The organism is Prevotella merdae (assembly GCF_900290275.1).
Taxonomy (GTDB): domain Bacteria; phylum Bacteroidota; class Bacteroidia; order Bacteroidales; family Bacteroidaceae; genus Prevotella; species Prevotella merdae.
On sequence record NZ_LT985325.1, the window covers coordinates 298,298 to 310,740 of the forward strand.

Below are 12,443 nucleotides of genomic sequence, written 5' to 3' on the forward strand. Positions count from 1 at the left end.
TGCAAAAGTGCCTATACAAAGGGGTATGCCCTAAATTGAACTCTAACATCTAATATGGAGAGACAAGAATATATTGATACAATAACAGAGCTTAAAGCTATGATAAGTAGCCTTAAGCTGACGATAGATACACTTCGCCAAACGATAAGTTCTCAGAATACAACGATAGTCTCATTGCAGGAGTCAATGGACAGACTTCAGTGGGCATACGACAAGGCTGTCAAGGAGCGTGATGCTTGCAAATCAGCAGACTTATAGAGGGGGAGAAGGATTACGAAAAGCTTCTCCCCAGTGCAGTCGCACGGTAAATTCAAACAAACAAAAGTTAAAACAAAAATAATCAATGGCTTTCCAACCCCTGTTTATAAGGGGTTGGAAGCAATTGAGTGCTTACCGATTAATGTTTACAACCTATATGAACGACATTACAATCAACATTAACGGAGGTAACAATCAAATTCTTCCCAATGCTACCGAAGCCGTACAAAACTTCTATGGTGACCAGTTTGCCGAGAAAATACTCAGTAACACAGTTGTCGACAAAGAGTCATGTCCCGAAGTCGGCAAGCTGTCCCTATATGTAGATAAGGTGAATCTTCCTGACTATATCGCCCAACTCAGTGAGTGTCAAAATGCCACCGAACTTGCTAAAGTAGTAATTTACATGTTCGAGCAGGAACCAAAACTTACCGAAGAAGAGATAGTAAAGGAGCGTTTCATAAGTATCCTCCTTCCTTTAGCTACTAAGCTTACCAAGGGTAGAAGCATTGACAACCTACGTGCTCGCATCAACGACGCCTTATTGTCACGCCCCAAACCCAATCGCATAAAATAATCAAAATCTATAGCAAAAAGTATATTATATTACTTTGCCATTTATATTATATTAAAGTGGCATTTATATTATATTAAATCGCCAAGTATATTATATTACTTTTTCGTTAAACTACAACCCATGTGAATTTATCATGACAACAGAAACAATTACCATCAATGGAGGCAGCAACCAGATACTGCCCAACGCCACCCAGTCAATCCAGATCTTCATCGGCGACGAGTTCCTTAACCAAAAGTCGAACGTCGCAGACAAGCTCAAAGTAGAAGTAGTTAGCACCCCATTCTTCAGCATGAAGTTCAACTTCTTTCTATTCACCCTAAAAATAAATTGGAAGTTCTCCCTCAATAGACGGTAAAGTGGGAGCGGGGACGCCCTCGTCCTCGACAAAGCAATAGATTCTCCCAAATTCTTTCGGGGACGAGGGCGTCCCCGCTCCTATACAAAGGGCTATGCCCTAAATTGAACACTAACCTTACGAATAAAATTCTATATAAGCAATTATGGCAATAAATATATCTTTACTTCCTGCCGAACATGGTGATTGCATATTCGTTTCTGCATATGATTACAATGTTCTCATAGATGGAGGTGTCGCCCAAACTTATCAGGATTTGCATGACAGAAGAGATCCAGATAAACCATTGAAACAGTTGATAAACAAGTTGCATGAAGAGAATAAGCATATAGATTTGCTTATTGTTACGCATGTTGACGATGATCATATAGGAGGAATCATAGAATGGTTTGAAGATGAGTTCCCTAAAGAAGATTTTGTGAGAGAAATCTGGATGAATGACGATGTTATTCTATCCGATAAATCCAGTTTGCAAAATTCTCCAACCCAAGCAGGGAAACTACTTGAATTGTGGAGAGACAAAGGACGCTGCTATAATAATAATATAGTGCAAGGAGAAGAATTTGATAGAGGACCCTTCCATATCAAAGTGTTAGCACCATTGTCAAAATATCGAAACAGTATTGCCGAGAAGATAAGTGCTTCATTGCAAAATACAGGTACTGCCAATGGTACAGATTCTGTCTCATTAAAAGAATTAGTAGCTCAACCATGGAAGAATGGAACCCTCACAAAAGAGAATAGAGCTTCTATTGCTTTTGAACTCTCTACAATAGATGGTGATAAGGTATTGTTGCTTGGTGATGCTCATATTAAAGATATTATGAATGGTCTTGATTATTTTTACCCAAAGCAAGATCACCCCATCAGATACAAAATCATAAAACTCTCACATCATGGTAGTAAGAACAATTTTAGTCCAACCTTTATACAAAAGGTACATGCAGATACTTTTCTTGTTTCTACCAATGGAGATTTCTTTGGGCATCCAGATAAAGAGGTTATTGCTCAAATAATCTGTAATACAGATTCAATTATAGGCTTCAATTACAGAGAACGTAAGGATAGCTTGTTTACTAAGCAGGACTTTATGGATTTCCCTAATTTGAAGGAACGTGTATTTACCACTATATCATGCTTGGAATAGACGATATAAAACAGAAACTTACAGTCAGGGTTAATGATGGAACAGGGGTTCTTGTTTCTCCATTAGACAAGGACATTTTGTATGTATTTACATGCAGACATGTTGTGTTAGATGAAGGTAAAAACATATTGCCAATAGACAATATTTCCATCAGCTATGATGAGGCTAATAGTAAACAGGCACATGTCTTTACCATTCAAAGTGTTGAAGTCTCCGAACAAGTAGACAATGATATTGCAGTATTGGTTGTGAAACGTGACATAGATATTCCACATCTTTATATATCTTCTGATAGAATAGGATGTTTTCATATAGGCTTTCCAAAATCTCGAAAGAACGCAGAAGATAAAATAGGAAATACCTTGGTACTGCATATTGCACATTTTGATAGTAACAGTGAAACAGATATTGTTGAATATCAATATGATGTAAATAATAAAGAAAATGAAATCAAAGGTATGTCCGGAGGTGGTATTTTAAATAAAGATTGTAAACTGGTTGGTATTCATACTCAGTCTGCCATGCATGACAAACAGGAAATGCTTGGCAAGTGTGGAATGATACCGATATCCCTCTTTTTGCAACTTATTGCTGAAAAAAAGTTACCGCCAGTCCTTAAATTTGATTTAAGTTACTTTGGCAAGATGGTTGGATGGGTGTTTGACTTCAGTTGTGAACGCTTTGTAGACGATAGAACTGCTCAATTTACATCTGATTTAGACCAATATAAAGCCATAGTTGAGCAATGGTCTCCTATTCGGATATTTGATGTATTGATAAAGAAAGGTAAAATCAATGAAGGAACAAAATTGGAAGGCTTGGACCAAAGATATTGGCAAGCATTCACCTTGTTTATAGTTGGTGTTATAGCCTTGCTTGACTTGAATGAGCCTGATGGCGAAAAAGCAATAGTCTCTTTGTATGAGAAATTCCACTATTGCTATTCCAACGAAGAGTTGGATGTATATGATGTAAGGGAAAAACTTGAAGCCAAGTTGGTTGTTGGAAAAATTAAGGGAGCATATCTTGTAGTGGGTGGACTCAATAAAACCGTATTTTATGGAAACTATGCTGCTCCAAAAGCACAGGTACCCGACCTCAGAAAGGCGGAAATCATAGAAGAAAATGATATTTCAAGGTCTCGTTCAAATGTATTCAATCAGATGACAATTATCAATAATAACATCTTTGAGACTGCTGTCAAGGATTGCGCCAATACAATAAAGGAAGTTACGATAGAACATTATCGTAACAAGTTGAAAGAAATTATAGAAGTGTAGGTATGGAAATCACTCTTGATGTTTGGAAAAAAGACTGTTTTGGAATCGGTCGGGAATTTGTAGTTGCTGTAACCCCAGTTCTAACAGAAAAAGAACTGCGCCAGTATTGGAAAGATTTCAGAAATCTTCTTATTCATGACTACCAAATTGAAGATATAGATGAGTTTACTCGTTGGAACTTCTATCTTTTTTATGTTGTTCCAGACAAAAACATGATAGACCGTTCGCTGAAATACAAAATTGAGCATGATACAATATCCTCTCGTAAAATTATAGTCAACGAAAGTGACATAAAAGAAGGTGCGGACAATTTAATAGACCTATACATAAGGTATATTATAAAACCTACAGAGCAAATGAAAAAGGGATTTGCAATGTATGACAGTAATCCAGAACTCTTAAAGATATATCAAAGCAATGAAGATAAATAAGGTGAACATACATGCTTTCCGACTTTTTGGAGATGAGTCGGTTGATTTTTCTGCTAAAAAAGATAGCAGAAAAACAGCAAACTTTGTTGCTCTTTATGCTCCGAATGGATTTGGCAAGACAAGTCTCTTCGATTCAATGGAATTCTGTATGACAGGAAAAATTCATCGTCTTGATGATAATCTTCCAGAAAATGCCAGTGAGGACAAATCTCATTCTGGCAATAAATCTTTTATACATAACAAGGATTTACCAGGAGAGCATATAAAAGTCGAAATGGATTTCGACGACAGAAATTCTATCGTTAGAACTTGCAATCCAGATGAAGAATATCAGATATTACAAGGTGATGGAGAAAACGCATTTTTCACAAATGCCATTCTGTCACAGGATTTCTTCTCTGAATTTATTTCAAACAAGGATGCCAAAAGTCGTTTCGAGATATTTACGAAAAGGTTTAGGGAAACTGAAGGATTGTTGGATTATAGGCTTTGGTTAAAAGAGAAGTACACAAGCAGTGGGCGCCAAATCACTTCATTGGGCAGACAAATAAAGGATAAAACAGCCCAATTGAATCAGGAAATTGTAAATGTAGATTTGAAGGCAAAACTATCAGATGTCTTAGTCTCTTTAAAATCTGTGGGTATCTCTGTTGATATCAAAGAGTCTTTCTCTGACAAATACTTGAAGGAACTCATGTTTCAAGCAGAGATTTGGCAGGAACAAGCTTCTAAACGTCATGAGGTGCTGGTATCATTAATTACTGCTTACCAGAAAGTGGAAAGCGGTACAGATGGATTGAGCAGTATCTATCAGCTTCCTTCACTTGTTGAAAGAAAGAATGCAATTCAAGAAGACGTGAATGACCTTTTGCATCGTATTGCTGACATTAAAAGATATACGGAATTGTCTGAACAGTTGATTAGACTGCAAGAATTTGAAGTAGAATCAAAAGGAAAAAGTAAAAGGTTAGAATTCTTGATAGCCCATTATTTGCAATTCTGCGAAATAGCCAAAGAATTAACAAGTAAGAAGCTATATGTAGAAAAACAAAATGTCCAAATCGAAGAAGTTTTAAAAAACAAAGATATAACCGCCAAGCAATTGTCTCTTTTGCAAGATGAATTGTCTAACCTTGCGAGACAACAAATTGCTGTAATTGAGAAATTGGAGCATCTTCACGAAAGTTATAAGGAAATGAGCAAGCTAAGAATTTCACTTGATGAAGAGTCTAAGAAATTGGCAATAGCTCAATCTAAAAAAGAAGATTTAGATAAGGAAGTTTTATCGTTACGTAGCAAGTTAAGCAAACTTCATTCCCTATACGAAACTTTATGCGAACGAAAAGTTAACTTTACTGATAACCTGTTCGTAAAAGAAATGAAAGGCATCGTTGATGTCTTAAATGAAATTGGGAAAATAGACAAAGAAATTAAAGATGTAGATAATTCGATTGCTGAAAAGAAAAGCTACCTTGGAGATATAGAAACATTAGTTGCCAACTCACGTGCTATTCTTTCAAAAATAGAAGGAGGAGTGTGCCCTTTGTGTGGCTATGATTATCATTCTCAAGAAACTCTTTTGAAAAGTATATCAACGAATACAATTGTAGAGAAGTCCTTGCAATTAGATATTCAAAAGAGAGAACTTCTTGTTTCTTCCAAGGTAGAACTTTATTCAAAAAAAGAGAAACTTTTTACAGATTTGATAGCCACTGTTGATGAACAATTGCAGAAAACAGAGGCTCTACTTAAGGAATCAAAAATCAATTTTGATAAAACAACCAAGAGTATATCTGAATTGACTATTGGTATAGAAAAAAATCAAAGTCGTTTAAAAGAATTATACACCGAGTTGGCTGATATTTCTGAAGATAAAATACGTCAAGTTTTAGAAGCCAATAAGGAAATGTATGCTAACAGCATTCTTGAAAAACAAGGTTGTTTAAAATCACTTGAAGAGGAACTTTCTAAAAAAGAACTTCAACTTACAGAAATTAAAAAAAATATAGAAATAGCATATAAAGAAATTACAACTATCAAATCTGGCGATTTCTATATGGGGTATGTAAGCAAGTTGGAAACTGCTCGTGTGACAGATGAAACGTTTACGCAATGGAAAGAAACGCTTAAAGAGGAAAATATAAAACAAGAAAAGATAAAAGCGGAAATTCAAAAAAACAATCAAGAATTGGCTATTCTGAAAGAAAAGAAAGTGCTTGTAGAACGAATAGATGTTTTACAAAAGCAATATGATGAAAGAATAGCGCAAATACATAAAATTGAGAAGGAAAGAATGCAGATACTAGATTATCTTGAAACAGAATGCCGTTTAATCGATACTCATACTCAATCTTCTGATCAGGAAATTGTCTCTAAATTTGAGTATGGACTCAAGCAACAGAAGACCTTGAAGGCAGAACAAGAGAAACGGCAAATGGTATTAGGTGATTATATCTCGGTTCTGCACCTTATTGAGATATTTCTGGGTAATAAACGCATAGAGACAGAACTTTTTAATTTGAGAAAACAGGAAGAAAAGATAAAACATTTAAAGGAGTCTTTTAAGGAAGAGATAGATGGCATTCAACATTATCTTGAAAAATTCGTGGATAGTTATTTTGAGCTTGACCTTATCAATAGGTTGTACAATGCCATTGATCCTCATCCCGATTACAAGGAGATACAGTTCAAATGTGATTTCAAGCTAAAAAATCCACGATTGAAAGTTTTAGTAAATAGCAGGGAAGATGGAAAAGAAAGTATTGTGCCAAACTTGTATTTCAGTACTGCCCAAATCAACATTCTTTCTTTTTGCATATTTCTAGCAAAGGCATTGTTTGCAACCGATGATGAAGGAAAAAGCATGGATTGTATATTCATTGATGATCCTATTCAAGCTTTGGATGACATCAATATCCTTTCCATCATAGACCTTTTGAGAAATGTTGCCTTTTCAATGGACAAACAGATTGTATTGACAACACATGATCGTAACTTCTTCGAATTGTTGCAAAAGAAAGTACCTGATACACTTTTCAACTCTCGTTTCATAACGTTGCCAGAGCGTGGAAAGTTTGCGTATGTCTAACTTCTAAGAATACGATATGACAACATATAAATATAAAGATGGAGATAAAGAGCTTTTTGCTAATGAAATGGATGAGGTTGAGAACGTATCTTATAGGGATACGGTGATTAAATTTCAAGCTTCTTCAATAGCTCCAGTTTTGAAAGCATACCTTGATAAAGATAATAAATGTACGTTTTCATACAATGATGACACTGTTTATAATGCTGCATTGGAGATTGCAGAAAAGACGTATGAAGACTTTATTAAAAGTAGTTTTGATAGTTGCTTCAATAACCTTTTAAAGAAAGAATTTAGCAAAAAAGAACAAATACGTCTATTAAAGGGTGCTCAACTCACAGAAACTCAATTATCTTCTTTGTTCAACTTTGCTGAAGAATGTGGGTATAAGTTTAGCCATTATAAATGGCAAGGCGATCCTAAAAGTGTAAAAGAAGAGAAACTGCCTTCATTTATGCATCTTAAAGATGATGGCTCTGTAGAATATGTTGGTGACACAACTTTAACAGAAGGTCAAATGCGAACAATCATAAATCAAGCAGATGTTTTGATTGCGAGAATATTTGATAATGGTATTCATTGGCATTGCTTTTTACAAACATATAAAGGTTTGAAAGGAATGGAATCTGGTATACAAGGCAGCAGACCGCACTTGCATTATCTTTCAGATTCTTTCGGCATATCAAGAGACGATTTGGTGAAAATGATAAAAATGGGTAGATACCCAAATACCCCTGTACATATCCCTTTATTAATAGATAAATCTGAAGACTAAATTCAAAATGTCAACTCAAACATTAAATTTCGAAAAGTGGTGTCGCTATATAAGGAGCTGAAGAATAAAGAATGTTCAAATAATCGTGGATATTATGAATGAACAACAATACAACGAATTGCTGAAGACCTATACCAAGGAGGCTTTGGCAAACATGATAAAGGCAGATATACGCAATAGGTTTCCTGAACCTTATGCAAGTATGTATTGCCAGCAGTTTGATAATTTCAAGAATGTTGCAGACTTCTTTGAATTTGCTGCAAAGTTAATGAGGAAATATCAAATTCTCAATAGTAACGGGCATTAATGTTCACTCTACGCCCAAACATTAGCAACAGAGAATCAGAAAGTTAATTCATGAAATAATTTATGGATAATTTATGATGATTCATGTTTAAAGACGATCAATTCACAATTGACCAACTCACAATCGCAGGTGTAGCTGTGACCAACTCGTAACTCGTAATTCCTAACTCCTAACTCCTAATTTTCTTTATGGCTATATATATTGCACAATTACCGAGCAGCTCATTACCAGTAAGATTCAGAGCTCAGATCTTGATAAGCTCAAGAAGACGGCAGTTGAATGTATGAAAGATTACATCGAACACTCTGATTTTTCTACATAAGAGAAAGAGGAGCTGAAGAATAACTATGAGCATTGGGCTGACGTTACATTGAAGGGTATTAAACAAAGGTTACGTGATAGTGACAAATTGCTTGAATAATCAAGATAAAAGTCAAGGATCAATTCAAACCATATTAATTCGTGGCATAATTCATGGCCAATTTATTATGATTCATGTTCAAAGACAATTAATTCACAATTGACCAACTCTCAATCGCATGCGTAGCAGCGAATAACTCAACACTCAACATTCAAAACTCCTAATTGGCATTGTCGAGCGAAGAATTTTCGTGCCAACGAGAGCAGAGCCAAACTTGTTTAAGCTATGCCGAGTGCAGCCGAAAATCATGAAATAAATCGGATTGGCAATATGTCAATAGTTAATAAACATGTGAAATTTTTAACATCTCAATATATAGGCACTTGCAAAAGTGCCTATACAAAAGTCTATGCCCTAAATTGAGCACTAACTTACTATTAGAAAAGTATAAATATATGTCATACATATTATTAGGATTTGAGATAATTATAATTCTGTTCATCTTCTATGCAAAGAAAAAGATTGAACAGGGGGTAAAACGTGAGACTTCGTATGAGTCGGAAAAAGGTAAAAACATTGCAACTAAAGAGGACATAGAAGCAATAACCGAGAAAATAGAAACAGTAAAGAATGAAATATCCTACGAGAAACAACGGAATCATGAGTTTGTAAAGGAACGTGAGAAACGTTTGCTGAACATTCTTTTTTATGCTGAGGCTGTGGCGAATGCTGTAAATCGGCTGTATGTTTATGGGCATAATACCAATAATACAAAACGTGTGTATGACTTGATAGACGACATTGCAAAGAATGCATTGCTGATTCGTCATACTTCATCTGTGTGTATTGCTGCATATAGTGACATAATGAAAGATAACAAAAGCATGACAAAACTTGTGGACGACATACAGCTTTTGTGTGCTGAATTACAGACGAAAGCTAATAATGTAGCAAATAACATCACTATGTTTAAGCATTTGTTTGAGAAGGCACAACAAGAGAATTATGATAAGGATGCCTTTAAGAATGCGATACTAATAGGAATGTCGAATAATAAATTGCTTGATACTCCATTGCAATATAAGGATGCCGTGAATGAGGATATAAACCAATATGTTTTGTGGTTGAACAATTTGTATGGTGAGGGATTGGCTATAAAGTATAAGGTTGAGACTATAAAAGAAAAGTAAGTATCCAACCTCTATTTAAGCGGTAAACTTAAAAGGTATTATTCGGATTGGCAATATGCCAACTTTTTCGATAAGTCATGAGCAAAGCAAGCTTGCCTGAACCTTGCCATGGCGAGAAAAAGTATGTAATACTTAATAAACAAGTGAATTTTTAACAACTCAATATATAGGCACTTGCAAAAGTGACTTACAAAGGGCTATGGCCTAAATTGAGTGCTAACGTTTGGCGATAAAATAAAGAAAATGATAGATACTATATATTTTTGGATATTGTTTGTTCTTGTGTGTATAATAGCTATAGCTCCTGCTACGATCTTTTATATAGCCTTTTTCAATGATGAGAATAACGATGCCGGTGGTGCAAGTTATTTAATGGCTTTGACAGCTCTGTTGCTGGGATTGGTACCTGTTGTGGGAGGAAATGTATTGCCTGTAGATATCCTGAATCTGTCTTTTTGGATAGCTGAGGGTATAATAGGAGTAACTCTTTTCTTGATTTTTATATTTCATGTTAAGAGAAATTCTCACTATTTGTTTAGCACATTGTTGACCTTTGGTATTTTGGGAACTTTGTGGTTTACACATACAAATATGCGGCTAAAACACGACTTGCCTTATTATGGCAATTTTTCATTTGCTATACCTGAATCTCTTTATTCTATATGGCTTCCATTTGCTGTGATATTGGTTTTGTTTGCATTAATGCTTAGACGAAAGGAAATTAATTATGTAGAGATACCAAAAGAGAACAGTTCACCAAAAACAGTTAATGTAGAAAACTCATTTGGAAATGTCTTAATGAGAAAAAGCATAGAAGAACTGACTGAGAGATTGGCAGAGCAAAATGAAAAAATAGAGGCTCACTTAGCTTATTTGCTTAGTGAAATAAATAGTGTTAGAATACATAATGTGGTGAGTGATGATAAAAAAACATCCCCAAAGTTTGACAAGGCAATGTATGAGTGCTTGCAACAAATATCATCCAAGGTTGATGCCATCATGGATATTTCTTCCATGAGAGTGCCTGCAAATAATTCGACTCATTCAAACATAATGCTTATACGCGAAATAACCCATTTCATAGCAACACCTTTAGCAAGTATAGAAGGTAATGTGGAGCTTTTAGGCAAAACCTTGAGCCAGAAGAAGGCAGATAAGAATCTCGTTAATTATATAGATAGAATAAAGACGAGCCTTACTATATGTAAAGGCATTCTTGAAACTTATCGCGAAATCTATCTCTGCTCAAAAAGTGATGATAAGTTTGGATTGCGGGAGCTGATTGAAGAGACTTTTGAATTATATAGGGAGCGAGAACATAAAAAGTTAGTATTGAATACAAACATTCAAAGTTCATGTCCTTCCTATAGTAATTATTTCATGATGTCTTTGTTGCTTCCTATACTTTCAAATGCGGTAACAGCTTCTTCTGAAAACACAACAGTAGAACTTATAGAAAGCAAAGGTGTTGTGAAAATATCTAATACCTATGTTGATGATGTTGACATAGATAAGATGGAAGTAGATGGATATTCTAGTAAACCAGAACATTATGGACTCGGGTTATATACCGTAAGGCATCTGTTGTCTACAAGAAAATTAGGCAAACTAAAGTGTTATAAGCAGAATAATAGGGTATATTTTGAGATACCAATCAAATAAAAAAAATTATGGATAAAAATGTAGAAGTACTGGTTGTAGACGATGATTTGGCGGCTGCTCAGACTTTTTCAGAACTTATATCTACAAAATACAGTTTCCGTACAGAAGCTTACTCAAACCTTGAGAAAGTTTTGGAGGTTGTTAGGACGGGTGCTGTAAAAGTGGTTGTATTGGATGAGCGTATGCCGGATATGAATGGAACGGATTTATTTAAAAAGATACATCAGATTAATCCAAATATCAAAGCTGTGCTTTTGACGGGTGAAGCAGATCGCTTAGACATCATGAAAGCTGCTAAATTAGGATATAGTGATTATTTGGAGAAATCGAATATATCCGAACTTCCAGGAAAGGTTTTGGTAGCTTATACTCAATACGAAACTAGTATAGTCAATAAATCTAATGAAGAGCAATTGTTGAATATTTTTAATCCTCTAAAACCTCAAACTTGGTTTTATTGTTATACAATAGGTTCCGTAGAATTGGTGGATAAAAACTTTACTTTTGAGGAGGGGTGGAAAACAATATTAGCCTTAGTCTCATCAGAGCAAACGCAAGAGTATTCCTATGAATATACAAAAGAATGTAAGGTAATGGCTGGAACGGAATTCAAAGAGAGTGCAAACATGGTGTTAGAAGCTGGAAAGCTTGCATCTTTGAAGAGTCAGTTGGACTCAGTTGTTACAAGTCATATTGATAGCTCGCTGTCTCTTTCTGTAACACAAAAAAAGAAGATAACGCAAACATATAAACTTCAAGAAGGTATAGAGGAGGGAAAACAAGCTGTTAAAAAAGTTTTTGAAAGCAATCCAATATATTATAAGTTCAATGTTTTACTAAAGAAATATTGTCGTTTTTGTGGTAGTGTTCACATTTTTCCCATTGAGGTTTATAAGCGTATTCCAAAGGAGATGACAAGGGTGCATATTTTCTATGCAGATGGTTCAAATAGAACAATTGATACCGGGTCTGTTTCCATACAATAATTTGAGCATTAATAGTCTATTCT

12 protein-coding genes are annotated in these 12,443 nt (G+C 35.0%); all 12 read left to right on the forward strand.

The window, feature by feature from the left end; translation table 11 throughout:
• The first annotated feature begins 54 nt into the window (after nucleotides 1-54).
• The 12 genes from C9991_RS13560 to C9991_RS13615 all read left to right on the forward strand — a co-directional run bounded on the left by C9991_RS13560 (nucleotide 55) and on the right by C9991_RS13615 (nucleotide 12,420).
• Entirely contained in the window at nucleotides 55-258 is a 204-nt protein-coding gene (locus C9991_RS13560) for a DUF3450 domain-containing protein (protein WP_106813055.1), read from the forward strand.
• A 157-nt stretch (nucleotides 259-415) separates the two neighbouring features.
• Nucleotides 416-835, forward strand: coding sequence for a hypothetical protein (locus tag C9991_RS13565; RefSeq protein ID WP_106813138.1), 420 nt, complete (start codon nucleotides 416-418; stop codon nucleotides 833-835).
• 133 nt (nucleotides 836-968) lie between these two features.
• Entirely contained in the window at nucleotides 969-1,193 is a 225-nt protein-coding gene (locus tag C9991_RS13570; protein ID WP_106813056.1) for a hypothetical protein, read from the forward strand.
• Nucleotides 1,194-1,338: 145 nt separating this feature from the next.
• Nucleotides 1,339-2,340, forward strand: coding sequence for a ComEC/Rec2 family competence protein (locus tag C9991_RS13575; protein WP_106813057.1), 1,002 nt, complete (start codon nucleotides 1,339-1,341; stop codon nucleotides 2,338-2,340).
• Nucleotides 2,328-3,620: a S1 family peptidase gene (locus C9991_RS13580; protein WP_106813058.1), complete on the forward strand. Its 1,293-nt coding sequence runs from the start codon at nucleotides 2,328-2,330 to the stop codon at nucleotides 3,618-3,620. The genes C9991_RS13575 and C9991_RS13580 overlap by 13 nt, the downstream gene beginning before the upstream one ends.
• A 2-nt stretch (nucleotides 3,621-3,622) precedes the next feature.
• Entirely contained in the window at nucleotides 3,623-4,051 is a 429-nt protein-coding gene (locus C9991_RS13585; RefSeq protein ID WP_089544610.1) for an ABC-three component system middle component 1, read from the forward strand.
• Nucleotides 4,038-7,139, forward strand: a complete 3,102-nt coding sequence (locus tag C9991_RS13590; protein ID WP_106813059.1) for an AAA family ATPase — start codon at nucleotides 4,038-4,040, stop codon at nucleotides 7,137-7,139. The genes C9991_RS13585 and C9991_RS13590 overlap by 14 nt, the downstream gene beginning before the upstream one ends.
• 16 nt (nucleotides 7,140-7,155) lie before the next feature.
• Nucleotides 7,156-7,914, forward strand: a complete 759-nt coding sequence (locus C9991_RS13595) for a hypothetical protein (RefSeq protein ID WP_106813060.1) — start codon at nucleotides 7,156-7,158, stop codon at nucleotides 7,912-7,914.
• Nucleotides 7,915-8,008: 94 nt separating this feature from the next.
• Nucleotides 8,009-8,221 carry a hypothetical protein gene (locus C9991_RS13600; protein WP_157949485.1) on the forward strand — a complete coding sequence of 71 codons (213 nt, stop codon included), beginning with the start codon at nucleotides 8,009-8,011 and terminating at the stop codon, nucleotides 8,219-8,221.
• 816 nt (nucleotides 8,222-9,037) lie between these two features.
• Entirely contained in the window at nucleotides 9,038-9,772 is a 735-nt protein-coding gene (locus tag C9991_RS13605) for a hypothetical protein (RefSeq protein ID WP_157949486.1), read from the forward strand.
• 243 nt (nucleotides 9,773-10,015) lie between these two features.
• The gene (locus C9991_RS13610) at nucleotides 10,016-11,434 is read left to right on the forward strand and encodes a sensor histidine kinase (RefSeq protein ID WP_157949487.1); all 1,419 of its coding nucleotides are present in this window, start codon (nucleotides 10,016-10,018) and stop codon (nucleotides 11,432-11,434) included.
• 8 nt (nucleotides 11,435-11,442) lie between these two features.
• Nucleotides 11,443-12,420: a response regulator gene (locus C9991_RS13615; RefSeq protein WP_106813064.1), complete on the forward strand. Its 978-nt coding sequence runs from the start codon at nucleotides 11,443-11,445 to the stop codon at nucleotides 12,418-12,420.
• Nucleotides 12,421-12,443: the final 23 nt, after the last annotated feature.